Genomic DNA, 26,232 nt, shown 5'->3' on the forward strand with positions numbered 1-26,232 from the left:
CGCCGGAACGGCCTGCCCCGGATCTGTTCTCCTCGGGCTGTCGTCGTGATCTACTGGACCCGGTCGTCATCATCGCCCGCGGACACCCCGTGGTCGGGGGCGCCGGCCCGACACGCGTGGCCATCCCGCGAGTCGCACCTGGCAGTACGGAAAAGGAACACATCAAAAATGGCACAGGGCACCGTCAAGTGGTTCAACGCGGAGAAGGGCTACGGGTTCATCGCCCCTGAGGACGGTTCCGCCGACCTCTTCGTCCACTACTCCTCCATCGAGGGCTCGGGCTTCAAGTCGCTCGAGGAGAACCAGCGCGTCGAGTTCGAGGTCGGCGAGGGACAGAAGGGCCCGCAGGCCCAGGACGTCCGCGCGATCTGAGAAGTTCCGGTCGATCTCGGCGAGGCCCCCACCGTGTGCGGTGGGGGCCTCGCGACGTGTCGGGGGTCGACCGTAGTCTCTGATGCGTGACGCAGCTGTCGTTCTTCGCCGCGGACGACCACGTCCCGGAGCCCTCGGACCTGGAGGGCGCGCTGGCCGCCCGGGGCCAGTCCACCCTGGCGGGCGACCTGGCGCAGGTGTCGGTGGCCCTCGACGCGGCGTGGCGGGCGGACGCTCTGGAGGCGCTCCTGATGGAGGCGGGACTCGACCCGATCCGCTCGGATGCGGGTCCGGACGGTCGCTGCACGGTGTCCACCGCGCGTAGTCCGTCCCTGGCCCCGGTGGTGCGCCGCTGGCGTCGGGGTGCGGTCACCGCGGTTCCCGACGGATGGACGCCCTCCGCCGGCGCGCTGCGCGTCTGGGTGCTCACCGCCGGCCACGTCACGGACGGGGGAGCTGTCGAGCTGGGCATCGACGCCGCGATGGAGCACCACGCACCCCGACGCGACGCCCTCCGGGCGGCCCTGGACCGCGTCGGGATCCGTACCACCTACGTCGGCAGCAAGGGCGGTGGTCCGCTGCTGCGGCTCGGTACCGCGCGGGCCCGCGCGCGACTGGCGCAGAGCATCGGGGCGGCGCCCGCCGGGGTGCCGCCGGAGCACTGGCCCGGCTGACGCCACCGCGCCCCTGCCGCCGCCCGAAGTACCGTGGGGGTATGTGCATGTTGGTCGTCGCCCGTCGGGTCCACCCTCACTATCCCCTCATCGTGGTGGCCAACAGGGACGAGGTACTGGGTCGGCCCACCGAGCCGTTGCACGAGTGGACCCCCGACCGCGGCGGAGCCGGGGGGATCGTCGCCGGCCGGGACGTGACCGCGGGCGGAACCTGGCTGGCCGTGGGGTCGGGCGGGCGGTTCTCGGCGGTGACCAACGTCCGCGAGCCCGGACCTGTGCTCCCCGCAGCCGCCTCGCGGGGCGGGCTGCCCATCGACGCTCTCACCGGGCCGGTGCCCGTCACGGAGTTCGCCCACCACGTCGTCGACGATCTCGATCGCTACGGAGGCGTCAACCTCCTGGCCGGGGACCTCGACCGGATGTGGTGGGCGTCCAACCGGTCCACCCGCGGCCCGGTTGCCCTCGGCACCGGTGTCCACGGGTTGTCGAACGCCTCGCTGGACACTCCCTGGCCCAAGGTGGTGGGTGCGGTCCGCGACGTGAGGACGCTCGTGGGCACCGACGTCATGGAGGACCCGGACTGGTCCGGGGCACTGTTGGACGTGTTGGCCGACCGCCGCCCCGCGGCACCGTGGAAGATGCCGCGCACGGGTGTACCGCTGGCGCACGAATGGCGCCTGTCGGCGCGGTTCGTCCGCATCGGTCGGCGGTACGGCACCCGGTCGACCACCGCCGTGCGCGTCGACCAGCACGGCACCGCCGACGTGGTCGAGCGCACGTGGGACGCCCGCGGACGCATCACGGGGACGCTCACCAGGCGCATCTGAGCCGGTGACCGCCCCCGTGGGACGGGTGTGCGGGTGCGGATCTAGCCGACGGTCCAGGTGTTTCCGCCGTCGAGCAGCGCCTGCAGGTCGGAGGGCGCGGTCTCCTTGGCGGCGGCGACCTGCTCGCGGGCGAGGTCGTCGTAGGTCTCACGTCGGACCTGCCGGATGATGCCGGTGACCGTGTACTCGAGGTCCTGGCTGGACAGGTTGGCCAGCGCGTGGGCGTAGGTCGGGTCGTCGGTGTGGGCGTCGTGGACCACGATGTCGGCCTCGTCGACCTCGGCGGTGGCGGCGACCCTGAGCGAGAACCCGGAGCGGATCACGCAGTGCTGGCCGTCGTCACCGAAGATGATCTTCTCGCCGTGGCGCACGGGGATGAGGTGGTCCCCGGCGTCCTCCTTGCGGAGCAGGTCGAAGGAGCCGTCGTTGAAGATCGGGCAGTCCTGCAGGATCTCCACGAAGCTCGTGCCGCGGTGGCGTGCGGCCGCGTCGAGGACCTCGGTCAGGCCCTTGCGGTCGGAGTCCAGGGCGCGGGCGATGAAGGTGCCCTGGGCGCCGATCGCCAGCGACAGGGTGTTGAACGGGTGGTCCAACGAGCCCATGGGGCTGGACTTGGTCACCTTGCCCGGCTCGGAGGTGGGCGAGTACTGGCCCTTGGTCAGCCCGTAGATCCGGTTGTTGAACATCAGGATGTTCAGGTTCACGTTGCGGCGCAGCGTGTGGATCAGGTGGTTGCCGCCGATGGACATCGCGTCGCCGTCACCGGTGACGACCCAGACCGACTGGTCGGGGCGCGCGGTGGCCAGCCCGGTCGCGATGGCCGGGGCGCGGCCGTGGATCGAGTGCATCCCGTACGTCTCGAGGTAGTACGGGAAGCGGCTCGAGCAGCCGATGCCGGAGATGAAGGTGATGTTCTCGCGCTTGAGACCGAGCTTGGGCAGCAGGGCGCGGATGGTGGCCAGGATGACGTAGTCGCCACAGCCGGGGCACCAACGCACCTCCTGGTCGGAGGTGTAGTCCTTGGGCTTCTGCGGTGCATCCGTCTTGGGCACGGACGCCAACGCGTCCAGCGGCAGTGGGCTGCCGACGAGGCCGGGTTCGGTGGTGGTCATGGGGTTCCTCTCCTCGCTCGCAGGTCAGCGGGTTCGGTTGGCGGTGGTGGTGCCGGTGGCGGTGTGGCCGATCCGCCGGTTGCGGGCCGCGGGCTCGCCGGTGGTGGTGATGACCCCGTCGAGCGCCAGGCGGTACTTGTCGTGCTCGGTGTGGGTGAGACGGCCGGCGAACTCGGACTCGATGGCGGTCTGCAGCTCCTCCGCCGAGAACGCCATGCCGTGCACCTTGGTGACGGGCTGGATATCGGCGGGGAAGCGGGCCTTGAGCAGCATGGCGAGCTGTCCCAGGTTCATCTCCGGCACGAGGATCCGGCGGTACCGCGCGAGCACCTCGCCGATGTTGTGCGGCAGCGGGTTGAGGTGACGGACGTGGGCGCGGGCCACGCGGTGGCCGTTGGCACGGGCGCGGCGGACGGCCTCGCCGATGGGCCCGTAGGACGAGCCCCAGCCCACCACGAGCACCTCGGCGTCGCCGGACGGGTCGTCGACCTCGAGGTCGGGCACGTCGATGAGCGCGATCTTCAGGGCCCTGGTCCGGGTCATGAGGTCGTGGTTGTCGGCGGTGTAGGAGATGTTGCCGGTGCCGTTGGCCTTCTCCAGCCCGCCGATGCGGTGCTCGAGCCCCGGCTCACCCGGTACGGCCCAGTCGCGCGCCAGCGTCTCCGGGTCGCGGGCGTACGGCAGGTACTCGGAGGCGGTCGCCCCGTCGTCACCCTCGCCGTCGGCGGCGGGGGCCTTGGCGAGGTTCTTGTCGATCCTCGGCAGGTCGGCGACGTCGGGCAGCAGCCACGGCTCGGAGCCGTTGGCGATCGCGCCGTCGGAGAGCACGATGACCGGGGTCCGGTAGGTGACCGCGATCCGGGCCGCCTCGCGGGCGATCTCGAAGCAGTCAGCCGGCGACTGTGGGGCGATCACCGCGACGGGGGACTCGCCGTTACGGCCGAACAGGGCCTGGAGCAGATCGGACTGCTCGGTCTTGGTCGGCAGGCCCGTCGAGGGTCCGCCACGCTGGACGTCGATGACCACCAGCGGCAGCTCGGTCATCACGGCCAGGCCGATGGCCTCGGACTTGAGCGCCAGACCGGGACCGGAGGTCGAGGTGACCCCCAGGGTCCCGCCGTAGGAGGCGCCCAGTGCGGCGGCGACGCCGGCGATCTCGTCCTCGGCCTGGAAGGTCGTCACGTCGAACTGCTTGAGCTTGCTCAGCTCGTGCAGGATGTCCGAGGCCGGGGTGATGGGGTAGGTGCCCAGGAAGACGGGCATGTCGGCGGATTTGCCCGCGGTGACCAGGCCGTAGGCCATCGCCGTGTTGCCGGTGATCTGGCGGTAGCGGCCCTCGGGCAGCGTGGCGGGGGCGATCTCGTACTCGGACGCGAACGCTTCGGTCGTCTCGCCGTAGTTCCAGCCGGACCGGAGCGCGAGGATGTTGGCCTCGAGGATGGCCGGCTTCTTGCCGAACTTGTCCTTGAGGAAGTTCTCGATCGAGTCGACCGTGCGTCCGTACATCCACGTCAGCAGCCCGAGGGCGAACATGTTCTTGCAGCGCTCGGCGTCCTTCTTGCCGATGTCGACTGATTCGACGGCGCCGATCGTCAGCGTGCTCATCGCGACCTCGTGCACCTGGAACGCCTCGAACGCCGGGGAGCCGAGCGGGTTGGACTCGTAGCCGACCTTGGTGAGGTTGCGCTTGGTGAACTCGTCGGAGTTCACGATGAGGATCCCGCCCGAGGGCAGGTCCCCGATGTTGGCCTTGAGGGCCGCCGGGTTCATCGCCACCAGTACGTCGGGGCGGTCACCGGCGGTGAGGATGTCGTAGTCCGCGATCTGGATCTGGAAGCTCGAGACACCGTGGATCGTGCCCTGGGGGGCCCGGATCTCGGCCGGGTAGTTGGGCTGGGTCGCGAGGTCGTTTCCGAAGGCGGCCGCCTCGGAGGTGAACTGGTCACCGGCGAGCTGCATGCCGTCACCCGAGTCACCCGCAATGCGGATGACCACCTTGTCCAGCTTGGTCTTGGACGCATTGCCCACCGGTGCTGACCTCCAGAGAATCGTGATGAGTCGGGGCGAGTCGCGGCTCCCGTTCAGCCATCGACGGTACGCCGATTTCGGCGTGGCCCACGGCCGCGATCGTGTTCTCGGACTGTAACAGGTTCCAGTTCCACGTCGTGGCGTCTACACTAAGCCTAGACCGATCTGTCTATCCCTGCCAGTCGGCCCCCTCTGCCAGGGGAAGCTGAACCGGCGAGCACTACAGATGAGAAACTCGTCATCATGAATACGCTCATCCGGGGTGCGGTCGTGTCCGCGGCCGCGGCCCTCGTCGTCGTCCTCCCGCCCGAGGCCTCGACCGCGCCCTCGGTCGCTCCCACCCTGACCGGGGTTGACACCGTGGTGTGGACCCCGTGCCCCGCGGACTCGCCCGACGACACCGCCCACGGCCTCCCCCGCGCCGATGTCCTGTGCGCCTCGGTCGACGTCCCCGTCGACCACGCCGACCCCGGCGGACGCACGGTGGGGGTCGAGGTCCGCAAGATCATCGCCACGGGCGGGCGCGAGGGCGCCCTGTTCGCCAATCCGGGTGGCCCGGGCGGCGACGCACGAACCCTCTGGTACACCGCGCTCGACAGGGACGACGACTCGGCGATCGACGAGATCCGCCGCACCCACGACCTGGTGACCGTCCAACCCCGCGGACTGGAGGGGTCGGGCGCGCTCGAATGCCTGCCGGAGCAGTCCCCGGAGGGGAACCCCCCGGCTGTCGTCGACCTGAACACCGCGGCCGAGGCGTGCATGGACACGGACCCGGAGTTGGTGCGCTCCATCACCACCGAGAACGTGGTCCGGGACCACGAGATCGTGCGTGAACGCATGGGGCTGGAGACCATCTCCTTCCTCGGTTACTCCTACGGCACCGCCATCGGGATGATGTACCAGACGCTGTTTCCGCAGAGCATCGAGCGGATGGTCCTCGACTCCTCGGTCGGCCCCACCGACACCTGGTGGTACGAGTTCCACCGACTCCAGGCGGCGAACCGGCACCAGGCCCGCGATCACGTCCTGGCGTGGATCGCCGAGTACGACGAGGTGTACGGGCTCGGCGACACGCCGCTGAAGGTGTACCGCCGCATCCACGAGCTGGACCTGTCCGAGGGGGCGGCCGCGACCCGCTTCCTGCCGCCTCCCGCGCAGCCGGGCGACGCCATCCCGGGGTCGGTGTCGACCGGGTCGTCGGCGACGGGTTCGCTGGATGTCCTGAGCACAGGCTCGGTGCGGGCGGAGAACGCGGCCCTCGCCTCGACCGGGGCGTTCGACGCCATGCCGGACGACGCCGTCGGCTACTTCCGGTTGCTCGACAACTACAGCAGGGACCCCGATGCGTGGCCGGACATCGCCTCGGCCATCGCGGAGAAGCTGCACGGCGCGGCGGCCGTCGCCGCGACACCGGAGGAGTTGGAGGCGCAGCTCGAGGAGGAGAACGCCAGGCCCACCCTGACCTCCGACCAGCAGACGTATCTCACGATCCTCAACTGCAACGAGACCGCCGCTCCCCGCACGAACCTGGTGGCCGCGGCGCAGATCGGCAGCAGCGACTCCGCGGGCAGCACCACCGAGGACGTCTGGGCGCTCACCGAGCAGACGCCCTACTGCCCGTACCCGCCCTCGGCCGTCCCGCCGCGCATCGAGGCCAACGAGATGGGCGCGGCGCCGCTGATCCTGCAGTCCGACCACGACCCCAACACGCCCGGCCTGCTGGGCCCGCGGACGGCGACGGCCACCGGCGGCACGCTCGTCCGGATCCGGGGGACCGTGCACTGCCACTTCGACAGCGGCAACCAGGCCGTCGACGACGTGGTGCTGCACTACCTGCGCACCGGTGAGGTGGCGCCGGGGCAGTATCTCGACACCCCGCGTCCCGTACCGGGCCCGGTTCCGGTGGGCGAGCCCCGGTGACGGGCCCGGCGCCGCCGTCTACGACGACGGTGACGACGAGTATGACGACGACGACGACGAGGTGACCACCGCGGACCGGGACACATATATAGGCATACTCCGGTGCGCCGAGAACACGACCCCGCCGGAGCCGGGGGTCGAGTCGGCACTCGACCTCGCGGTACGGCTCGGTAGCTCGGGGGACACCGTCGACCACCTCCGGCACCGGGCGCTGGCGTGTCCGTTCCCCGCGGCGTCGGCCCCACCCGCGACCCGGGCCCCCGCCGGGGCGGTCCGCCCACTGGTCCTGCAGTCCGACGGGGACCCCTTCACGCCCCCGGGGCCGGCCCGTCTGACCGCGGAGGCGACCGGGGGAGTCCTGGTCCGCGTCCGGGGCGTCCAGCACGCGTTGTTCGGGTACGGGAACCCCGAGGTGGACGGGGTGGTCCTGCGGTACCTCCGCACGGGGGAGACCGTGGGTGGGCTGCACCTGCCGGCCGCGCCGGAGCCTGTTCCCTGGTAGCGCGCGGTTCTCGTCGGGGGCATCCCGCCTGGTATGAATTCCTATAGAAGGGCCCCGGCACGCGTACCGTAGCCGGGACCGGTGGTCGGTGACAGGCGTCGTCGACGGATCAGCGCAGGTTGGGAGCACTCCAGTGGCGAGCAAGAAGACAACATCGGGCGGTAAGCGGAGCCTGGTGATCGTCGAGTCCGCCACCAAGGCGCGCAAGATCCAGCCCTACCTGGGGTCGGACTACGTGGTCGAGGCCTCGGTCGGGCACATCCGCGACCTCCCCAAGGGCGCCGCCGACATCCCGGCCAAGTACAAGAAGGAACCCTGGGCGCGTCTCGGCGTGAACCCGGACGACGACTTCGAACCGATCTACGTCGTCAGTGCCGACAAGAAGAAGAAGGTCGCCGAGCTCAAGAAGGAACTCGCCGGCGTGGACCAGCTCCTCCTGGCCACAGACCCCGACCGCGAGGGTGAGGCGATCGCCTGGCACCTGCTCGAAGTGCTCAAGCCCAAGGTCCCGGTCAAGCGGATGGTGTTCCACGAGATCACCAAGCCCGCGATCCTCGCCGCGGCCGAGAACACCCGCGAGCTGGACACCGACCTGGTCGATGCCCAGGAGACCCGCCGGATCCTCGACCGCCTCTACGGCTACGAGGTCTCGCCGGTGCTGTGGAAGAAGGTCATGCCGCGGCTGTCGGCGGGCCGCGTGCAGTCGGTGGCCACCCGCGTGATCGTCGAGCGTGAGCGCGAACGGATGGCGTTCGTCGCCGCGGACTACTGGGACATCACCGCGACCCTGGCCACCCGGGGATCCGCGGGCGGGGACGCCGGCGAGCCTCGCAGCTTCACCGCGCGACTGTCCGCCGTCGACGGCGCGCGGGTCGCGCAGGGCCGCGACTTCGGCCAGGACGGGCGTCTGAAGTCCACCGGCGCGGCCAAGGACTCCGTCGTCCTCGCCGAACCGGCGGCCCGGGCGCTGGCCGACGCGTTGACCGGCGCCGAGTTCGTCGTCGACTCCGTCGAGTCCAAGCCGTACACACGGCGCCCCTACGCGCCGTTCATGACCTCCACCCTCCAGCAGGAGGCCGGCCGCAAGCTGCGGTACACGTCCGAGCGCACCATGCGGATCGCGCAGCGGCTGTACGAGAACGGCTACATCACCTACATGCGTACCGACTCCACCACCCTGTCCGAGGGCGGCATCGCCGCGGCCCGCGCGCAGGCCACGGAGCTGTACGGCAGCGACTACGTCTCACCCACCCCGCGGCAGTACACCCGCAAGGTCAAGAACTCGCAGGAGGCCCACGAGGCCATCCGGCCCGCCGGCGAGACCTTCGCTACCCCCGGTCAGCTCCACAGTGCGCTCGACGCCGAGGAGTACCGGCTCTACGAGCTCATCTGGCAGCGCACGGTCGCCTCCCAGATGGCCGACGCGCGCGGCACGACCGTCAGCATCCGCATCAGCGGTGACGCCGGTGACAACGCCTCCGGGTACGAGCGCGCCACCTTCGCCGCCTCCGGCCGCACCATCACGTTCCCCGGCTTCCTCAAGGCCTATGTCGAGGCCGCCGACGAGTCCTCCGAATCCTCGGACAAGCCGATGGCGGACGACGCCGAGCGGCGCCTTCCCCGCCTCGACGAGGGGCAGCAGCTCACCGGCACCGACCTGGTCGCCGACGGCCACACCACCAGCCCGCCGGCCCGCTACACCGAAGCGAGCCTGGTCAAGGCGATGGAGGAGATGGGCATCGGTCGCCCGTCGACCTACGCCAGCATCATCCGCACCATCCAGGACCGCGGGTACGTCTACGTCCGCGGCAACGCGCTGGTCCCCAGCTGGGTCGCGTTCGCCGTGGTCGGTCTGCTCGAGCAGAACTTCGGCAGGCTGGTCGACTACGACTTCACCTCCCTCATGGAGGACGAGCTCGACGCGATCGCCGAGGGCCGCGAGAACCGCGACGACTGGCTGCGGCGCTTCTACTTCGGCGCCGACAAGGGCTCGGCCGATGAGGACAACGCCAACTACGCCGTGGGGCTGAAGAACCTCGTCGACGTCAACCTCGAGGCCATCGACGCCCGCAGCATCAACTCGATCCGCGTGTTCGACGACTCCGAGGGGCGCCCGGTCCACGTCCGGGTCGGCCGCTACGGTCCGTATCTCGAGCGCATGGTCGCCGGGGAGGACGGCACCGAGGTATCCCAGCGTGCCAATCTGCCCGAAGGCATGAGCCCGGACGAGCTCACGCTCGAGGTGGCCGAGAAGCTCTTCTCGACCCCGCAGGACGGCCGTCCGCTCGGCGTGGACCCCGAGACCGGACACGAGATCGTCGTCAAGGACGGGCGCTACGGTCCCTACGTCACCGAGAAGCTCCCCGAGGCCACCGACGCCGAGAAGGCCGCCTGGGCCAAGAAGGTCCTCGCCGACGCCGAGGCGGAGAAGAAGCAGATCGACGCCGACCGCGACGCCGCGATCGCCGCCGCCAAGGACGACGACGCCAAGGCCGAGGCCAAGAAGGCCGCTACCAAGGCCAAGGCCGCCGTGACCCGCCGGGCGAAGAAGGAGGCGGACAGCCCCACCGGGCCTAAGCCCCGGACGGGCTCGCTCATGCAGTCCATGGAGCCGTCCACGGTCACGCTGGAGGACGCGCTCAAGCTCCTGTCGCTGCCCCGCGTGGTGGGTGTGGACCCCACGAGTGGCGAGGAGATCACCGCCCAGCTCGGTCGCTACGGGCCGTACCTCAAGAAGGGCACCGACTCCCGGACCCTCGACTCCGAGGACGCGGTGTTCACCGTGACGCTCGAGGACGCGGTGAAGATCTACTCCGAGCCGAAGCGTCGGGGCCGGCAGGCCGCCGCCCCCAAGGCGCTGCGTGAGATGGGGGTCGACGAGGTCTCCGGCAAGCAGATGCTGGTCAAGGACGGCCGCTTCGGCCCGTACGTGACCGACGGCGAGTCCAACGCCTCCCTGCGCAAGGGCGACACGGTGGAGAGCCTCACGGACGCGCGCGCCTCGGAGTTGCTCTCGGAGCGGCGGGCCAAGTCGCCGCCGAAGAAGGCCCCCGCGAAGAAGGCGCCGGCCCGTAAGTCGCCGGCCAAGAAGACGGCCGCCGCGCGCCGCTGAGGCACGGGGTCAGAGAGGCTGGTCCTCGGCCGGTCGCAGCGCGACCGCGCCCGCCTGCCACCGGTCCGCGAGGGTGGCCCGCAGGGGACGGGCGAGCTGGGTCATGATCCCCCGGCCCCGCAGTTCCACGCTGCGACCCAGGACCCAGCGCGCCGCCTCGGGCGCGTCGGCCCGGTGGATGGTGGCCGCCGAGGCCAGGACGTGCCCCTGCTCCATCTTGGCCAGCGTGGTGAGGCGGGCGGCCTCGTTCACCGGGTCGCCGATGACCGTGTACTCGAACCGTTTGGCGTGGCCGATGTGCCCGGCGATGACGGTGCCGTAGGAGACGCCGATCCCCGCCGTCAGCGGGGCCAGCTCCGTGAGCCGACTCTGCAGCGCACGCGCGGCACGCAGCGCGCGACCGGCCTCGTTGTCCACCTCCAGCGGCGCCCCGAAGACCGCGAGCAGGGCGTCTCCCTGGAACTTGTTGATATACCCGCCGTTGGTGTCGACGGACTCGACCGCGATCCGGAAGAACTCGTTGAGGACCGACACGACCTCGGCGGGCTCGTGCGAGGCCGCGAACTCCGTCGATCCGGTGAGGTCGACGAACAGCACCGCGACCTGACGCTCCTGCCCGCCGAGCTCCGTGCCCCGCTCGAGCGCGTTGCGGGCGATGTCCTCGCCGACGTACCGGCCGAACAGGTCCTGGATGGCCTCGCGTTCCTGGAGGCCCGTCACCATCTCGTTGAACCCCTGGGCGAGTCGACCGATCTCGGAGCTGTCGTAGATCGTCACCCGGGTCTCGAGGTCGCCCTGCTTGACGCGGCTGACGCCCGCCTGCATCTCCCGCACCGGGTCGGCGATCGAGTCCGAGACCAACCCCATACCGATCGCGCCCGCGATCACGGCGACGCTGGCCAGCACGGCGAGCGCGACGAGGATGAGCCCGGGGTCGTCGCCGAACAGGCCGAACCAGTGCCCGGTGAGGATGAGCAGGATGCCGGCGATCGGGATGACGGTGGTGAGCGACCACCCCAGGAAGATCCGGCGCCGCACCCCGGGGACGTGTCGGTTCTCCGGAACCCCACGTGACAGGGCGCGGACCGTGATCGGGCGCATGATCCGTTCGGCCTGGAGATAGGAGATCAGGCAGGTCGTGCTGCCGCCGAGGATGCTGGTCACCGCGACGATGAGGGCGAGACGGGGGGAGTGGCTCACGTTGACGGCGACGAAGAGCAGCGTCCCGATGATCCACATGGCGCCCGAGATGAGCGCCTGGTGGAACGGCAGTCGCAGGGTGCGTCGGCGGATGGCGCCGTCGAAGTCCCCGCCCGATCTGTCGACCTTCAGCACCGGCAGGAGCAGCAGCGTCGAGGCGATGACGCCGCCCACGAAGGCCAGGACGAGGTAGCCGATGAACAGGCTCTGGTTGATGAAGCGGAACTCGTCGAGGTCCAGGAACCGGTCCATCGGCAGGACGAACCGCAGGAACGAGAAGACGAAGACCGCGCCGATGATGTTGGCCTGGACCATCGTCAGGGCATAGACGGGCCAGGGGGTGGCCCACAGCCACCTGAACAACCTGACCCAGCGTTCCATCGGTCCAAGACTAGTTCGCGCCGGTCATCCCGGGAACGCAGGCGTGTCGGTGGGCGGGGATAAGGTGGGGGCCATGCCCGGGGTGTTCGATCGGTTGGCCGGACAGGCCGATGTCGTGGCGGAGCTGACTGCTGCCGCGACGGCCGCCCGTGCCCGGGTGCCGGGACAGGGTTGGGACTCCTCGGACGCCCGGATGGTCCACGCGTGGCTGTTCACCGGTCCTCCCGGCAGTGGACGCAGCGTGGCGGCCATGGCATTCGCCGCTGCGCTGCAGTGCGAGCACCCGGACGTGGTCGGCTGCGGGGAGTGCCGCGCGTGCCACACGGTGCTGGCCGGCACCCATGCGGACGTGCACCTGCTCGCACCGCAGGGCGTGAACATCCTGCTCAAGGACGTCAAGGAGACCATCCACCGTGCGGCCAGTCGTCCCGGTACCGGGCGGTGGCAGATCGTGGTGGTCGAGGAGGCAGACAGGCTCACCGAGCAGTCCGGGAACGCGCTGCTCAAGGTGGTCGAGGAGCCGCCCAGCCGGACGGTGTTCCTCCTGTGCTCGCCGACCACCGACCCGATGGACATCATGGTGACCCTGCGGTCGCGCTCGCGGAACGTCGCACTGCGCCAGCCGGACGCGGCGGCGGTCGAGCGGGCCCTGCTCGCCGGCGGGGACCCGATCGACCCCGAGCTGGCCCGGTGGGCGGCGTCGGTGTCCTCGGGGCACGTGGGCCGCGCCCGGTGGCTGGCCACCGACGAGGCGACCCGGGAACGCCGGGATGTCGTCCTCCAGCTGCCGATGGTCATGCACAATCCCGGTCGTGCGTTCCCACTCGCGGACCGGCTCGTCAGCTCCGCCGAGCAGGAGGCGCTGGCGCGCAACAGTGAGGCCGACGAGCGCGAGGTCGAGGAGCTCCGCACCGCGTTGGGTGCGGGTGGCACCGGCAAGGGCACCGCGTCGGCCGGGCGGGGTGCGACGGGCGCGGTCAAGGAACTCGAGAAGGCCCAGAAGTCGCGGCGGACCAGGTCCACCCGCGACTCGCTGGATCTCGCGCTGGTCGACCTGGCCGGGTTCTACCGGGACGCGCTCATGTCGTCCCTCGGCGTCGGCGAGATCGCCCCGGTGCATCCGGACAAGGCGGAGGAGGCGGCCAGACTCGGCGGCCACTACCCGGCCGCGGCGATCCTCCGGGCGATCGAGGCGATCCAGGAGTGCCGCGCCGCGATCGAGGTCAACGTCAAACCCAAGTTCGCGGTCTCCGCGATGGTGGGCGCGATCCGCGGTGCTCTCGGCTGACGGAGCCGGACGGAGCGGGTCGTTTTTCGGCGACGGGGGTCGGTCGGATATAGTTGCGTCGCCCCACAAGGGCTCGCCGCGTTAGCTCAGTCGGTAGAGCATTTCACTCGTAATGAAAAGGTCGTCGGTTCGATTCCGACACGCGGCTCCGCCAGAACCAGTGCCCCCGATCTCGGAATCCGAGGTCGGGGGCACTGTGCGTTCCACGGGTCTAACCGCCGAGCTCCTCGCGGGCGTGGCGGATGAACCAGTCCTCCCATTGGTGCGGAGTCCACCCTCGATCGCGGGTCAGCCTCAGCCACACGGACCGCGAGGTGAGCATCCACAGTGCGTCGACGGCTGTCCCGGCAGGCGGGGAGCCGAGGATGAGCCCGGACGCCCATCGCACCTCGTCCCAGCGGGTGCGCTCACGTTCGGTCAGCCGCGCCGCGGCGTTCCTGTCGACAACCGCGGCCTCGTCCAGGACGTGTTGGATGGCGGCTGACCGTTCGTGCGCACCGCGTAGCCACGCTGCGCCGGCCGCCAGGCGGTCCCCGACCGAGCCGACGCCCATCTTCATGTAGTCCGTCAACTCGCGTACGGGGACGTCCGCGCCATCCGACAGGGAGAGGTCGATGCACGCGTCGAGCAGGCTGAGCTTCCCGTCGAACTGCTGATAGACGGTCTGTCGGGCGAGGCCGGCGGCGGAGGCGACCTCGGCCATCGTCGTGGCCACCCATCCCCGTTCGACGAACATCTCGTGCGCGACGCCCACCACCGTCGCCCGGTTCTGTCGAGCCCGCTCCGTTCGACGCTCCGATGAGTAGGTCCTGGTCATGATCCGAGTCTAGACAGATTTGGATTTACACGGTGTAATGTCAATATGGATTCGGGACTGGTGGGCACGCGGCTCGGCCGACTGCATGTCGACGTACTCGGCGAGGGCCCACCGCTCGTGCTGTGGCACAGCATGTTCGTTGATTCGACAAGCTGGAACAGGCTGGTGCCGGGGCTGGCAGAAGCACACCGCGTCCATCTCATCGACGCGCCGTCGTGCGGCCGGAGTGACCCGCTCCGCGCCGCAACGGACATCTCCGCCTGCGCAGGCGCCGCGATCGATGCGCTCGAGCGGGTCCGGGCGTCGACGGGGCAGGGCAGCGTCGACTGGCTGGGCAACGCCTGGGGAGGCCACGTCGGTATCGAGGTCGCCGCTCGCAGGCCCGACCTGATCCGGAGCCTGGTCGTCGTCAGTGCACCGACTCACCCGATCGACAGGTCACTGCGCCGCAAGGTCCGCATGCTGGTCCCGCTCTACCGGGTGATCGGCCCCCGCGGGCCGGTGAGGTCCGCCATCGAGGAGTCGATCTTCACGGATCGCACCCGCGCTCACGACCCGGAGGCCGTGCACCTACTCCGTGACGCGCTCGGCCGGGCCGGGCGCCGGGCGACGATCCGCGCCATCGAGACCGCGATCCTCCACCGCGCTGACCTGAACTCCGCAGCGCTGGAGGTGAGGTGCCCGGTCCTGTTCGTCACGACGGACGATCGCGGGGAATGGACCCCGGAGCAGGCCCGCGCGGTCGCCGCCCGCATGGCCGACGCGCGCGAGGTCACCGTGCGGGGCGCCCGGGTGATTCCCGCGCTCGAGCAACCCGATGCGCTCCTCCGGGCTCTTGACGAGTTCTGGGCAGGCCTGGACGCTCGCTGATGCACGTGGGCAAGTACCGCCCGGCCATCCGAGCGGTCTCCGGTCGAGGTCGTGGTCGGGTATTTCGGGGCGCGGTCCCGCCAGAGGGGCCACCATGGGCGGTAGGTAGTTAGATAGGGATGGCCACCCCGCGACCAGAAGGACCCCCATGACCACTGCGCCCCTGCTCGTCGAGCGCGCCGACCACATCGAGACGTGGACGCTCAACCTGCCCGACGTCCGTAACCCGATCTCGGATCCGGCGATCGTCGACGCGATCTGTGCCCAGGTGGCAGCGGTCAACGCGGACCACGACGTGCGGGCGGTCGTGCTCACCGGGGCGGGATCGGCGTTCTCCGCCGGCGGGAACGTCAAGGACATGGTGGACCGGGCCGGGATGTTCGGCGGCAGCCCGTACGAGCTCCGCGACGGCTACCGCCGGGGCATCCAGCGGATCCCGCGCGCCCTGTACCACTGCGAGGTGCCGGTGGTGGCCGCGGTCAACGGGCCGGCGGTGGGCGCGGGCTGCGACCTCGCCGTGATGTGCGACCTGCGGGTGGCCTCCACCAAGGCGTGGTTCGCGGAGAGCTTCGTCCAGCTGGGCATCATCCCCGGCGACGGCGGCGCCTGGCTGCTCGCCAAGGCGATCGGCCCGGCGAGGGCGGCGGAGATGGCACTGACGGGGGACCGGGTCACGGCCGAGCAGGCCGCAGAGTGGGGCCTGGTCAACCGGGTCGTCGAGCATGACGCACTCATGGACGCCACCCGGGAGCTGGCGGCCCGGGTGGCCAAGAACCCGCCGCACGCGGTGCGGATGGCCAAGCGCCTCCTGCGCGAGTCCCAGCACCAGTCGCTGGAGTCGCTGCTCGAACTCTCGGCGACGATGCAGGCGCTCGCCCATCACACCGAGGATCACCGCGAGGCTCTCGCCGCGTTCGGTGAGAAGCGCCCCGGCACCTACACCGGCCGCTAGCAGCACCGATGCCGTCCCGAATCGCCCCACCGACCACCCTGGCGACGGAGGAGATGACCGCCCTGCGGGCCGAGGTGCGGGACTTCCTCGCCGAGGAGATCGCCGCGGGCCGCCTCACCCCGTGGATCGACACGTGGCTGACGAGGTGGGACGAGGACTTCACCCGCCGGCTGGCCGAACGCGGCTGGGTGGGGATGACGATCCCCACCGGGTACGGAGGCCACGGGCGTACCTTCCTCGAACGCTTCGTCGTGACCGAGGAACTGCTCTCGGTGGGCGCGCCCGTCGCGGCGCAGTGGGTCGCCGACCGTCAGATCGCGCCGTCGCTGCTGCGGTACGGGACCGAGGAACAGAAGCGGGAGTACCTGCCCCGGATCGCCGCGGGCGAGTGCTGCTTCGGCATCGGGATGAGCGAACCGGACTCGGGATCCGACCTCGCGAGCGTGCGGACGAAGGGCGTCCGGGTCGACGGTGGCTGGTCGATCACCGGGACCAAGGTGTGGACGTCGGGCGCCCAGCACGCCGAGGCCTTCATCGCCCTGTGCCGCACCGAGCCCCTGGACACGTCGAACCGCCACGCGGGTCTGAGCCAGTTCATCGTCGACCTGCGCAGCGAGGGCGTCACCATCCGCCCGATCGTGTCGCTCTCGGGCGACCACCACTTCAACGAGGTCGTCCTCGACGAGGTGTTCGTGCCCGACTCGATGGTCTTCGGCACCCTCGGCCACGGCTGGGAGCAGGTCAACTCGGAGCTGGCCTTTGAGAGGAGCGGGCCCGAGCGTTTCCTGTCCTCGTTCCGGGTGTTCGCCGCCGAGATCGGGGCGGTCGCCTCGGGTGCGCTGCCCGCTCGCGCGGACCTCGGCCGGTCCGTGGCCCGGATGGCCGGTCTCCACGCGCTCAGCCAGAACATCGCCGGGTCCCTCCAGCGGAACGAACCCGCGGACACCGCCGCCGCCCTGGTCAAGCTCCTGGGCACCACCACCGAGGGCGACCTCGTGGACGCGGTCTCCGCGGGCCTGGGCGACGAGTTCGCGGCCGGTGACGACCCGGCCGCGGCCGAGCTGACGGACCTGCTCCGGGCCGGACTCCACCAACGCCCCGGGTTCACACTCCGCGGCGGGACCAACGAGATCCTGCGCGGCGTGATCGCGCGAGCACTGGGGATGCGATGAGCGACGCCACCGACCAGCACGCCGCGTCCGCGGACCCGGCCGATACGAACGACGCGTCCGCGGCCCCGGGCGTCGACGAGGACCTGCTCACGATGATGGGCGATGTCCTCGCCGGACACGCGGGCGCCGACGTCGAGCCCGACCCGGAAAAGGCGTGGCAGAGCCTGGTGGAGGTGGGGCTCGCCCGGCTCACCGCACCCGAAGCGGGCGGGGGGAGTGGAGCCGGCTGGGCAGAGGCGGCTGCGCTGCTGCGACTGTCGGCGGCCGCGGGGGTGGCCATCCCGTACGCCGAGACCGACCTCGTCGTGGGTCCCCTGCGCCGCGCCGCCGCGCTCGATGACGCCTCCACGGCGACGGCCACCCTCGCCGTGATCGGCCCCGACGGCCACGCACGGCGCGTGGCCTGGGCGGGCGGCACCGACACCGTCCTGTTCGTCCGCCGGGCCGGAGGGGACGACGACGAGGTGGGCGAGAGCCGGGCCGGCGGGTACGAGCTCGCCGACGTGCCGACCGGCCGAACCGTCGTCACGTCCGCCCGGGGGATCTCGGCGGTGCCCGTGGGCGATGTGCGACCGCCCGCCGACGCGATGTGGACCGCGGTCGACTCGGGCGCGGTCGAGGCCGCCGTACTGCGGGGAGCGCTGGCCCGGGCGGTGCAGTGCGTCGGCGCGGCCGAGGGGATGCTCGACTCGGCCGTCGCGCACACCACCCAGCGGAATCAGTTCGGCCGGCCACTGGCACGGTTCCAGTCGGTGCAGAACCTCGTCGTCGACATCGCCGCGGAGACGGTCCTCGCCCGCGCGGCGGTCGACCAGGCCGTCGCCGACGCCCTCACCACGGATCTCGCCGGCCCGCTGTCCGGGTTCCGGGTGGCCGTGGCACGCAGCGTGGTCTCGCAGGCACTGGCCGTGGCCGTCCGCAACGCCCACCAGGTCCACGGCGCGATGGGCACGACCCACGAGCACACCCTGCACCGCCTGACCCTGCCCGCCCTGCAGTGGCGCGGGGAGTTCGGCTCGGCCACGTTCTGGGAGTCCCTGCTCGCCGACGCGGCCGTGGCCGGCGGGATGGACGGGGCGTGGCCGATGGTCGTCGGGGGCGTCGCGATCGAGGGTGCCGGGGCGGCGTGGCTCGACCGCGTGACCCGGGCGCGCCACACGCCCTCGCGGGACCGCTGAGCCCCGGGCCGGGCCGCGCGCCACGGGCCGCGATCTCGGTACCCTCGACACCAGTACCGAGAAAGGTCGTGTCGTGGAATTCCTCCTCATCGCCGCAGTGATCGCGGTGGCCGTCGCCGTGGTCTCCCGCAGTCAGAACAAGGGTCAGACCCAGCTGGAGGCGCGGCACAACCATCACCTCGCCGATCACCGGGCCGAGGCGGCCCGGTGGGTCGAGCGGCTCGGGGGCCAGGTGTTCAACCTCGACGGCACCGACGAGGCGTCCAAGCAGGCCATGGCCGACGCCTCGGAGCGCTACACGGCGGCCGTGTCCGAGTTGGAGAACGCCCGCACCCCCGTTCAGGCCCAGCTGGCCAAGGACACCGCGCTGGAGGGGCTGTACTACGTGCGCGCCGCGCGCTCGGCGATGGGCCTGGACCCGGGGCCCGAGCTGCCCAAGACCCCCGGCCAGGACCGTGCCGGCCGCGTGACCGAGGACCGCACCGTCGACGTCGAGGGCCGGACCATGAAGGCCGCGACCGATCCGAGCGACGAGACCCCGCACTACTACCCGGGTGGCGTCGTGGCCGGCCGACCGGTCCCGGCCGGCTGGTACTCCGAGCCCTGGTGGGCATCGGCCCTGACCACGGGCGTGTGGATGATGGGCTCGATGATGATGTTCAACATGATGTTCGCCGGCATGTCGGGCATCGGTTACTCCGGTGAGGACTTCGCGTCCGGGGTGGGCGAGGGAGGCGCCGACGTCAGTGACATGGGCGGCGACATGGGTGGAGACGGCGGCGAGGGGTTCTTCGACGGTGGTCTCATGGGCGGGGACGGCGGCGATGGCGGAGGCGACGGCGGCGGGTTCTTCGACGGTGGCCTGTTCGGCGGCGGCGACGGCGGGGGAGACGGCGGCGGAGGCTTCTTCGACGGCGGCCTGTTCGGCGGCGACGGCGGCGGCTTCTTCGACTTCTGACCGGGCCGCGTGTGACCGCTGCCGCCCGCGGCGGGCTCAGCAGCCGGCCAGGACCCGGTCCATCGCGTCGCGCTCGGCCGGCGTCACCCACAGCCCGTAGCGGTCTTTGACCAGCACCTGCCGGGACACGTACGAGCACCGGAACTCACGACGGGGCGGGAGCCAGGTGGCGGTGTCCCCGTCGCCCTTCTGCTGGTTCGCCCACCCCGCCACGGCCAACAGGTTGAGCGGGTCGTTGGCGAAGTCACGCCGTTGCTCCTCGGTGAGCTGCTGCGCGCCCTTCTGCCATGCGTCCGACATCGCCACCACGTGGTCGATCTGCACCTCGGAGGAGGTGCCCTGTCCGCGGACGAAGTCGATCCGCTCCCCGGTGTACGGCCCCTCCAGCACCCCGGTGAGGACGACGCAGTCCCGCGTCCCGGGCCGGAAGGTGATGTCCCGCAGGTCGCGCCGGAGGATGTCGTTGCGGGTATCGCAGCCGTTGCGTCCGAACTCCACGGACACGTCGTCGGTCCACGACTGCCCGAACAGGTCGCGGTCGTAGCCCGTCTTGGGTGCCCGGCCCTTGACCTCGAGCTGCGGCAGCGCCTCGCGGGCCGCCGCGACCAGGGGATCGCCCGACGGGCCGGCGTCGGGGACGACCGGGGGCTCAGGCTGGGCGGGGGGCGCCGGCTGCGCGTCGACGGGCGGGGGTGTCCCCGGCGACGACGGCGAGGTGGTCCCCTCCGGGTCGACCGCCGAGGTCGGCGTGGTGCCGATGGTGCCGGAAGCGCCGTCCTCGACATCAGCGCACCAGCCGATCCCGGCCAACACGACCACACCGAGGACGACGGCACCGATTGCACGAGGGGTTCCGGAACTCATGCGGGGCACCCTATCGACGCCCACCGACATCCCCGTCGGCACCCGGAGCCGACTAGCCTTGGCCGCGATGCCGCCCGCGACACCCAGCCGACGTTCCGCACCGGCTGACACGGATCCGCCCGCCTCGCCGGGCCCGTCGGCGCCGTCGACCGACCGGCACGCCCGACGCCGGACGCTCGACCGGCGCCCGCTGGTCGCAGCCTGTGCACTGGTGGTGATCGCGGCCACGGTCGTGCGCACCTGGGTCGCGGCGGCGGGCTGGTTCTACTGGGACGACCTCCTCCTGCACGGCAAGGCGGCCGCGCGCCCGCTGCCGGACCCGGCGTTCCTGTTCGCCGACCACGACGGACACCTCATGCCCGGCGGGATGGCCCTGACCTGGGTCGCCGCCCATGTCGCGCCGCTGGACTTCCGCGTCCCGCTGCTGCAGATGGCGGTGCTCCAGCTGCTCGCGGGCGCCGCGCTCGCACGCATGCTCTGGGTCCTGTCGGCGGGCCGGGCGGTCCTGCTGGTCCCGCTCGTGGCCGCGCTCGCGATCCCGCTCGGCCTGCCCTCGGCCACGTGGTGGGCGGCCGCCCTCAACGCGCTACCCCTGGCCGCCGCGATGGCGTGGACGGTGGCGTCGATGGTCCGGCTCGCGAGGTCGGGGCGCCGACGCCACGCCGTGGGAGCCGCGGTGGCCACGGCGCTGGGGCTGCTGTTCGTGGAAAAGGCCCTCCTCATCCCGGTGGTCGCGGCCGCGGTGCTGCTGGGGTCGTGGTGGACGGGCCCCGCAGACCGTGCCGACCTGCGTCTCCTGTGGCAGCGGACCCGCTGGGCCTGGTCTGCACTGGCCGCGATCGTGGCGGTGTGGGCGGCGGTGTTCCTCGTCGTCGTCGGCCGTCTGGGCGGGGGGTCATCCGGCCACCTCCCGGCCGGCTACGAGGCCGAGGGCACGGGTCCCGGGTTCCTCGCGCTACTGGACCACACCTACCGGCTGGCGGTGGTGCCGACGCTGGGCGGGGGACCGTGGAGCTGGGACCGCTGGCATCCGGGGCCGCCCGTGGCCGACCCGTCGACCGCCGCGGTGCTGGCGGGTGTCCTCGCGGTCGCGGCGGTCCTGGTGTGGTCGCTGGCCGCCCGTCGACGCACCGGGGCGGTCTGGGTGGCCGCGGCGTTGTATCCGCTGGTGCCGGTGATCCTGGTCGCGGTGGGGCGCACCGGCCCGGACACCGCGACGGAGATCGTTCAGACCCTCCGGTACCACGCGGAACTGCCGGTCGTCCTCGCGGCGGCCGCCGCCCTGGCCATCGCCGCACCACGACGGGAGCCCGCTGCGTGGGGTCACCGCGTCAGAGCGTGGCTGCCCGCGGTCGGTGCCGCCGGGCTGGTCGCGCTGCTCGTCTCGTCGGCCGTGTCGACCGTGTCGTACCGGCGGTCGTGGTCCGAGCAACCCTCCCGCGACTACACCGAACCGCTGGTGACCGCCCTGCGTGAGCGGACCGAGCCCCTGCTCGACAAGGACGTCCCCCTCGAGGTGCTGCTGCCGGTCACCACACCCGCGAACCGGCTCTCCGCGCTGCTCGCCGGGGTGCCGGGGGTTCCGGAGGTGGGGGCGTGGACCCACGACCCGGTAACGATCGACGCCCGGGGGACCCTGCACCCCGCCGACGTGGTCCCGGGTCGGACCATCGTGCAGGGGCCCGAGCCGGGGTGCGGGCACCGGGTCGGCCCGGGCGGCGCGCGGCTCGCGCTGGACGGGCCGCTGCTCGGGCGTGACTGGGTGGTCCGGCTCCACCTCCTCGCCGACTCGGACGGCCACGTCGCGGTCCGCCTCGACGACGGAGACGAGGTGACGGCCCCGGTGGAGGCGGGGTTTGGGACGGTGTTCGTCCGCCTCGAGGGTGGGGGGACGGGCCTGACCGTCGCCCCGGGTGGGGGCACCTCCGAACTGTGCGTGGGCAGCGGACCTGTCGGAGTGCTCGTGCCGCGCTGAGGTTTCCCGGGGCGGTGGACCATAATGGGCGGGTCGGACGGAGAGGCCACGGACACCGAGAGGGCCACTGACACCGACTGGGCTGGGAACGGAGGCGGGTCATCGACATCGCGTTGGTCATGATGACCCTCACCGCACTCCTGGTGGTGCCCGGTGCGATCGTCGGGCTCGCCGCCCAGCTGCCCCTGCGCCTCGCGGTGGGGACGTCGATCCCGGTCTCGTTCGGTATCGCCGCCATCGCCGGTTTCGTCTACGGGCGGATCGGGGTGCCCTGGTCGCTCGGCGGCTATGCTGTCGCCACGGCCGCGACCGCCGCGGTGGTCGGCGTGGTGGGGCTGCTCATCACCGGGGCGACGTGGGTGTGGCGACGACGACGAGGCCGCGACGCCGCGCCGGTGGGCGGTCGACCCGGGCGGCGCTCGTGGTGGTGGCTGCTGCCGGGTGCGGCGATCCTGGTCAGCGCCTGGCTCATCGGTCAGATGATCCTCACCGAGCTCTCGGGGACTCCCGGTGGGACGGCGAACGTCTTCCAGGGCTGGGACGCCCACTGGCACGCCAACTACATCCGGTTCATCCACGACGTCGGCGTGGCCTCGCCGGATCACGCGGGGGAGCTGCGCTACCCCGAGAACGGGGCGACCCTCTACTACCCGAGCACGTGGCACGCGATCGCCGCCCTGGTCATGGGCCTGCGCGGGATCGGCGCGGTCGAGACCTACAACCTCGTGCAGATCGGCAGTGTCGCCCTGGTCTTCCCGCTGGGCGTGGCGGCGCTGGCGTGGCTGATCACCCACCGACGGTTCTCGCGCCCGGTCGTCGCGACCTCGGCGGCCGTCGCGGCGATGGCCACCCCGCTGTTCCCGGGACTGCCGTTCGTCGAGGTGATGGTGGCCGCGACTCCGTCCGCCGTGGCCAACGGCATGGCCGGCCTCGGGGCCGCGGTGGTGGTGGCGGCCTTGGCCGATCGCCGGCTCATCCCCGCCGCCGCGCTCGGGCTGGTCGGCATCGGCGGCGTCCACCCGTCGGCCATGGTCACGGCCGGCGTGTTCGTCCTGTTCTGGTGGCTGTTCGACGGACTGTGGCGACCGGTGCGCGGCCGCGTGCGCGACGTCCTGGTGTTGGCCGGGGTCGGGCTCGCCGGCGTGCTCACCCTCCTGCCGCAGGTGCTCACGGTCTCCGAGGAGGCCGACGACATCTCGGCCTTCGAGTTCGAGATCGACGCCGACCGCGCCGCCACCTGGGGCAAGGCGGTGGCCCTGCAGGTCCGGCACGTCCAGGACTGGGGCGTGCGGTGGGTACTGCTCTCCCTGGCCGCGCTGGGGTTGGTGGTGATGCTGCGCCGCAAGGTGTTCTGGCCGCTTCTCCTGTGGGGCGGGCTGTTGGTGGTGTGCGTCAACTCCATGAGCGTGTTCGGCAACTGGACGGGCGGTGTGCTGCGCGGGATCGGCAGCATCTACTACAACGACCCGCGTCGGATCGGGGTCGTGCTGGCGGTGGTGGTGGCGGCCGCGGTCGGCGTGGGCGTCGGGGCGGTCGTGCAGGCGCTGGCGGGATGGCTGGGGAGGCTCGTCGACCCCCTCACCGACCCGGACGGTGGCGGTGTGCGGCTCGCCCGGGTAGCCGTGGCCCTGGCCGCCCTGGTGGGAGTGGGATCCTGGGTCGTCCAGGCCTCCCCGGAGTACGCGGTCGCCGCGGGGGTCAACCAGCGCTGGGGCCGGATGGTCGACGAGCACGACCTACGCGCGTTCCGGTGGCTGTCCGAGCAGCCGCAGGCCTACTCCGGCCTGATCTACACCAACCCCGACGAGGGGTCCGGCTGGATGTACGCCACGGACGGGCTGCCCTCGACCTCGCGGCACTACCTGCAGTCCGGGACCACCGCGCCGTTGACCGGGTATCTGTTCACCCGGATGGACCGGGCCGGGGTGGACCCGCAGGTCGACCGGGCGTTGGCGGACCTGGGCGTCACGTACGTCTACGTGAGCCCGCCCAACTACTGGGGATTCCAGAAGCCCAACGAGCACCTGCTGCGCCTCGACCAGACGCCCGGCCTGGTCAGGGTGTACGGCGAATCGCAGGTCCGGATCTATGCCGTGCGGGCGGCGTTCACCGACGCCGAGTTGGCGCAGGTGCTGGAGGACTCCCCGTTCCCGCCCGAGCGGCGGACCCCGCTCACCAGGGCGAGCGGGATCCATGGCCCGGAGTGACCTCGCGAATGGCACCCCGGTCGTATTCTGATCGGGAGCCTCCGGTGGGGTGGCCACTGGTGTTCCAGAAGACCGGGCTCGTCGCACACAAGTGCTCATTGCATACAAGGGGAGGCACCACATGCGCGCGTTGGTGACGGGAGGGGCCGGGTTCATCGGGTCGACCCTGGTGGACAGGCTGCTGGGTGAGGGCCATGACGTGACCGTGGTGGACAACCTGTCCCGCGGTCGGCTGGCGAACCTCGCCGCGGCCCGTGAGGCCGGTGACCGGTTCGAGTTCTGTGAGATGGATCTGACCGACCCCGCCATCGAGGGCGTGGTGGCCGGTGCCCGGCCCGAGGTCGTCTTCCACCTGGCGGCGCAGATCGACGTGCGACTGTCGGTGGAGGACCCGGTCCACGATGCCCAGGTCAACGTCGTCGGCACCGTCCGACTGGCGGAGGCCGCCCGCAAGGTCGGGGTGCGGCGGATCGTCTTCACCTCCTCGGGCGGGTCCATCTACGGGCCCGTGACCGAGCTGCCCGTCGCCGAGACACGGCCCGTGGACCCGCTGAGTCCGTATGCCGCGGGCAAGGTGGCCGGGGAGATCTACCTGGAGATGTTCTCCCGCCTGTACGGGATCGAGTGGGCGGGCGTCGCGCCGGCCAACGTGTACGGGCCGCGGCAGGACCCGCACGGCGAGGCCGGGGTGGTGGCGATCTTCTCCCAGCGGTTGTTGGCAGGTCAGCCCACGCGCGTGTTCGGCGATGGCGGCAACACCCGCGACTACGTGTTCGTCGACGACGTGGTGGACGCCTTCGTCCGCGCGGCCGAGGTCCCGGCCGCAGCGGGCCTGCGGTTCAACGTGGGCACCGGCGTGGAGACCACCGATCGCGGGCTGCACACTCTCGTCGCCGAGGCCGCGGGGTCCGCCGACGATCCGGAGTACGCCCCCGCCCGCCTGGGCGACGTCGCCCGCTCGGCACTGGACGCCGACCGCGCTGCCGAGGTTCTCGGATGGACGCCGAGGGTGACGATCCGAGAGGGCGTCGCCCGGACCGTCGACTATTTCCGCGACTGACGTCCTTCCGCGACTGAGGCGCTAGTTCGCGCCCGTTCCAGCGCGGGCGCCGGCGCCCGCATCGCCCTCTGCCCCGTCCGCGGCGCCCGCATCGACGGTGTCGGCGGCGGCGACCGGCCCGGTGCCCACCGCGTCGGCGCGGACCGTGTCCGGAAGCGGCGCCACGTTGGGCCGGGGCAGGAACGGGCGGAGCAGGTCCGGGAATCCGGGCGCGGGCCGGGCGCCGTCGGGAGCGGTGACCTCGAGCTCGCCCTGTCCCTGACCGGCGTCCTCCCCACCGCCCGCAGCCCCGCCCTCGGTGCCTCCACCCTCCGCGCCCTCCGCGCCCTCGGCGGGCGCCGCCGGTGCAGCCGGAGCCGCCGGAGCGGGGGCGACCGGTGCGGCCGGAACGACCGACGCCCGACGGACCGGCTGGACAGCGGCGACCTGTGGAACCGGCGCCACGGTCGGCACGCTGGTCGCGGGCGACACCGGCTCGGTCGGCTCGTCTACGGAGGTTGTCTCCTCGGTCTTTCCGGTCGGCTCGTCGGTGCCCGGTGCCGTGCTGGTCTCGGAGGTCGTGCTCGCGATCGGCTCGGCGGTGGGCCCGGTGGCCTGCGCGGACTCGACCTGCGCGCGGGCCCGCTCGACGGCCTCGGCGCTGCGGTGCGAGTCGTACCAGAGGCCGGTGGAGATCAGCCCGACGGACAGGACGCCCAGGGCGCCCATCCCCACGGCGGTGAGGGACGGGCGGGTGAACCGGGTGTCGAGCGAAGCCATG

General features: G+C 71.7%; 21 protein-coding genes and 1 tRNA gene. 16 read left to right on the forward strand and 6 right to left on the reverse strand.

Annotated elements, in window-relative coordinates; genetic code table 11:
- The first annotated feature begins 168 nt into the window (after positions 1–168).
- The 3 genes from L8M95_RS13185 (at position 169) to L8M95_RS13195 (ending at position 1,873) form a co-directional block, all read left to right on the forward strand.
- Positions 169–372, forward strand: a complete 204-nt coding sequence (locus tag L8M95_RS13185; RefSeq protein ID WP_260486571.1) for a cold-shock protein — start codon at positions 169–171, stop codon at positions 370–372.
- An 86-nt stretch (positions 373–458) separates the two neighbouring features.
- A complete protein-coding gene (locus tag L8M95_RS13190) occupies positions 459–1,046 on the forward strand; it encodes a hypothetical protein (RefSeq protein WP_260486572.1) in 588 nt (195 codons plus the stop codon).
- A gap of 41 nt (positions 1,047–1,087) precedes the next feature.
- Positions 1,088–1,873 carry an NRDE family protein gene (locus L8M95_RS13195; RefSeq protein ID WP_260486573.1) on the forward strand — a complete coding sequence of 262 codons (786 nt, stop codon included), beginning with the start codon at positions 1,088–1,090 and terminating at the stop codon, positions 1,871–1,873.
- Positions 1,874–1,914: 41 nt separating this feature from the next.
- Here the strand turns inward: L8M95_RS13195 and L8M95_RS13200 are convergent, their stop codons facing one another.
- Positions 1,915–2,985 carry a 2-oxoacid:ferredoxin oxidoreductase subunit beta gene (locus L8M95_RS13200; RefSeq protein ID WP_260486574.1) on the reverse strand — a complete coding sequence of 357 codons (1,071 nt, stop codon included), beginning with the start codon at positions 2,983–2,985 and terminating at the stop codon, positions 1,915–1,917.
- Between the two features lie 24 nt (positions 2,986–3,009).
- Positions 3,010–5,013, reverse strand: coding sequence for a 2-oxoacid:acceptor oxidoreductase subunit alpha (locus L8M95_RS13205; RefSeq protein WP_260486575.1), 2,004 nt, complete (start codon positions 5,011–5,013; stop codon positions 3,010–3,012).
- Positions 5,014–5,256: 243 nt separating this feature from the next.
- On the opposite strand from L8M95_RS13205, the gene L8M95_RS13210 reads away from it, so the two are divergent.
- The 3 genes from L8M95_RS13210 to topA all read left to right on the forward strand — a co-directional run bounded on the left by L8M95_RS13210 (position 5,257) and on the right by topA (position 10,550).
- Positions 5,257–6,936 carry an alpha/beta hydrolase gene (locus L8M95_RS13210; RefSeq protein ID WP_260486576.1) on the forward strand — a complete coding sequence of 560 codons (1,680 nt, stop codon included), beginning with the start codon at positions 5,257–5,259 and terminating at the stop codon, positions 6,934–6,936.
- The gene (locus L8M95_RS13215) at positions 6,860–7,438 is read left to right on the forward strand and encodes an alpha/beta hydrolase (protein WP_260486577.1); all 579 of its coding nucleotides are present in this window, start codon (positions 6,860–6,862) and stop codon (positions 7,436–7,438) included. The genes L8M95_RS13210 and L8M95_RS13215 overlap by 77 nt, the downstream gene beginning before the upstream one ends.
- A gap of 133 nt (positions 7,439–7,571) precedes the next feature.
- Positions 7,572–10,550: a type I DNA topoisomerase gene (topA, locus tag L8M95_RS13220; RefSeq protein WP_260486578.1), complete on the forward strand. Its 2,979-nt coding sequence runs from the start codon at positions 7,572–7,574 to the stop codon at positions 10,548–10,550.
- 9 nt (positions 10,551–10,559) lie between these two features.
- Here topA and L8M95_RS13225 read toward each other — a convergent pair whose 3' ends face one another.
- Positions 10,560–12,131, reverse strand: coding sequence for an adenylate/guanylate cyclase domain-containing protein (locus L8M95_RS13225; RefSeq protein WP_260486579.1), 1,572 nt, complete (start codon positions 12,129–12,131; stop codon positions 10,560–10,562).
- 73 nt (positions 12,132–12,204) lie between these two features.
- Between L8M95_RS13225 and L8M95_RS13230 the strand changes: the two genes are divergently transcribed.
- Together L8M95_RS13230 and L8M95_RS13235 are read left to right on the forward strand one after the other, a co-directional pair.
- The gene (locus L8M95_RS13230; RefSeq protein WP_260486580.1) at positions 12,205–13,419 is read left to right on the forward strand and encodes a DNA polymerase III subunit delta'; all 1,215 of its coding nucleotides are present in this window, start codon (positions 12,205–12,207) and stop codon (positions 13,417–13,419) included.
- A gap of 75 nt (positions 13,420–13,494) precedes the next feature.
- Positions 13,495–13,567, forward strand: a tRNA-Thr gene (locus L8M95_RS13235).
- 63 nt (positions 13,568–13,630) lie between these two features.
- Here the strand turns inward: L8M95_RS13235 and L8M95_RS13240 are convergent.
- Positions 13,631–14,236 (reverse strand): TetR/AcrR family transcriptional regulator, encoded by a 606-nt coding sequence (locus L8M95_RS13240; protein WP_260486581.1) that lies wholly within the window; start codon positions 14,234–14,236, stop codon positions 13,631–13,633.
- Positions 14,237–14,281: 45 nt separating this feature from the next.
- On the opposite strand from L8M95_RS13240, the gene L8M95_RS13245 reads away from it, so the two are divergent.
- The 5 genes from L8M95_RS13245 (at position 14,282) to L8M95_RS13265 (ending at position 19,366) form a co-directional block, all read left to right on the forward strand.
- Entirely contained in the window at positions 14,282–15,106 is an 825-nt protein-coding gene (locus L8M95_RS13245; RefSeq protein WP_260486582.1) for an alpha/beta fold hydrolase, read from the forward strand.
- Between the two features lie 148 nt (positions 15,107–15,254).
- Entirely contained in the window at positions 15,255–16,058 is an 804-nt protein-coding gene (locus tag L8M95_RS13250; RefSeq protein WP_260486583.1) for a crotonase/enoyl-CoA hydratase family protein, read from the forward strand.
- Positions 16,059–16,066: 8 nt separating this feature from the next.
- Positions 16,067–17,230 carry an acyl-CoA dehydrogenase family protein gene (locus tag L8M95_RS13255; RefSeq protein ID WP_260486584.1) on the forward strand — a complete coding sequence of 388 codons (1,164 nt, stop codon included), beginning with the start codon at positions 16,067–16,069 and terminating at the stop codon, positions 17,228–17,230.
- The gene (locus tag L8M95_RS13260) at positions 17,227–18,408 is read left to right on the forward strand and encodes an acyl-CoA dehydrogenase family protein (protein ID WP_396118866.1); all 1,182 of its coding nucleotides are present in this window, start codon (positions 17,227–17,229) and stop codon (positions 18,406–18,408) included. Before L8M95_RS13255 ends, L8M95_RS13260 begins: the two co-directional genes overlap by 4 nt.
- A 73-nt stretch (positions 18,409–18,481) precedes the next feature.
- Entirely contained in the window at positions 18,482–19,366 is an 885-nt protein-coding gene (locus L8M95_RS13265; protein WP_260486585.1) for a DUF1542 domain-containing protein, read from the forward strand.
- A 36-nt stretch (positions 19,367–19,402) separates the two neighbouring features.
- On the opposite strand, the gene L8M95_RS13270 is transcribed toward L8M95_RS13265, so the two are convergent.
- Entirely contained in the window at positions 19,403–20,230 is an 828-nt protein-coding gene (locus L8M95_RS13270) for an HNH endonuclease family protein (protein WP_312027416.1), read from the reverse strand.
- A gap of 67 nt (positions 20,231–20,297) precedes the next feature.
- Between L8M95_RS13270 and L8M95_RS13275 the strand changes: the two genes are divergently transcribed.
- The 3 genes from L8M95_RS13275 (at position 20,298) to L8M95_RS13285 (ending at position 25,472) form a co-directional block, all read left to right on the forward strand.
- A complete protein-coding gene (locus tag L8M95_RS13275) occupies positions 20,298–22,205 on the forward strand; it encodes a hypothetical protein (RefSeq protein WP_260486586.1) in 1,908 nt (635 codons plus the stop codon).
- Positions 22,206–22,327: 122 nt separating this feature from the next.
- Complete coding sequence (locus tag L8M95_RS13280; protein ID WP_260486587.1) at positions 22,328–24,412, forward strand: DUF6541 family protein; 2,085 nt, start codon at positions 22,328–22,330, stop codon at positions 24,410–24,412.
- A gap of 121 nt (positions 24,413–24,533) precedes the next feature.
- Positions 24,534–25,472 (forward strand): SDR family NAD(P)-dependent oxidoreductase, encoded by a 939-nt coding sequence (locus tag L8M95_RS13285; protein WP_260486588.1) that lies wholly within the window; start codon positions 24,534–24,536, stop codon positions 25,470–25,472.
- A gap of 21 nt (positions 25,473–25,493) precedes the next feature.
- On the opposite strand, the gene L8M95_RS13290 is transcribed toward L8M95_RS13285, so the two are convergent.
- Positions 25,494–26,231 (reverse strand): hypothetical protein, encoded by a 738-nt coding sequence (locus tag L8M95_RS13290; RefSeq protein WP_260486589.1) that lies wholly within the window; start codon positions 26,229–26,231, stop codon positions 25,494–25,496.
- Between the last annotated feature and the right edge of the window lies 1 nt (position 26,232).

The organism is Dietzia sp. B32, from assembly GCF_024732245.1.
In the GTDB taxonomy this organism is placed as follows: Bacteria; Actinomycetota; Actinomycetes; order Mycobacteriales; family Mycobacteriaceae; genus Dietzia.

Bases quoted from the DNA above. Each gene is read 5' to 3' on its own strand.
- L8M95_RS13185 (WP_260486571.1), top strand. From the start codon at position 169: ATGGCACAGGGCACCGTCAAGTGGTTCAACGCGGAGAAGGGCTACGGG.
- L8M95_RS13195 (WP_260486573.1), top strand. From the start codon at position 1,088: ATGTGCATGTTGGTCGTCGCCCGTCGGGTCCACCCTCACTATCCCCTC.
- L8M95_RS13200 (WP_260486574.1), bottom strand. From the start codon at position 2,985: ATGACCACCACCGAACCCGGCCTCGTCGGCAGCCCACTGCCGCTGGAC.
- L8M95_RS13210 (WP_260486576.1), top strand. From the start codon at position 5,257: ATGAATACGCTCATCCGGGGTGCGGTCGTGTCCGCGGCCGCGGCCCTC.
- L8M95_RS13225 (WP_260486579.1), bottom strand. From the start codon at position 12,131: ATGGAACGCTGGGTCAGGTTGTTCAGGTGGCTGTGGGCCACCCCCTGG.
- L8M95_RS13230 (WP_260486580.1), top strand. From the start codon at position 12,205: ATGCCCGGGGTGTTCGATCGGTTGGCCGGACAGGCCGATGTCGTGGCG.
- L8M95_RS13240 (WP_260486581.1), bottom strand. From the start codon at position 14,236: ATGACCAGGACCTACTCATCGGAGCGTCGAACGGAGCGGGCTCGACAG.
- L8M95_RS13245 (WP_260486582.1), top strand. From the start codon at position 14,282: ATGGATTCGGGACTGGTGGGCACGCGGCTCGGCCGACTGCATGTCGAC.
- L8M95_RS13250 (WP_260486583.1), top strand. From the start codon at position 15,255: ATGACCACTGCGCCCCTGCTCGTCGAGCGCGCCGACCACATCGAGACG.
- L8M95_RS13255 (WP_260486584.1), top strand. From the start codon at position 16,067: ATGCCGTCCCGAATCGCCCCACCGACCACCCTGGCGACGGAGGAGATG.
- L8M95_RS13260 (WP_396118866.1), top strand. From the start codon at position 17,227: ATGAGCGACGCCACCGACCAGCACGCCGCGTCCGCGGACCCGGCCGAT.
- L8M95_RS13270 (WP_312027416.1), bottom strand. From the start codon at position 20,230: ATGAGTTCCGGAACCCCTCGTGCAATCGGTGCCGTCGTCCTCGGTGTG.
- L8M95_RS13275 (WP_260486586.1), top strand. From the start codon at position 20,298: ATGCCGCCCGCGACACCCAGCCGACGTTCCGCACCGGCTGACACGGAT.
- L8M95_RS13280 (WP_260486587.1), top strand. From the start codon at position 22,328: ATGACCCTCACCGCACTCCTGGTGGTGCCCGGTGCGATCGTCGGGCTC.
- L8M95_RS13285 (WP_260486588.1), top strand. From the start codon at position 24,534: ATGCGCGCGTTGGTGACGGGAGGGGCCGGGTTCATCGGGTCGACCCTG.
- L8M95_RS13290 (WP_260486589.1), bottom strand. From the start codon at position 26,231: ATGGCTTCGCTCGACACCCGGTTCACCCGCCCGTCCCTCACCGCCGTG.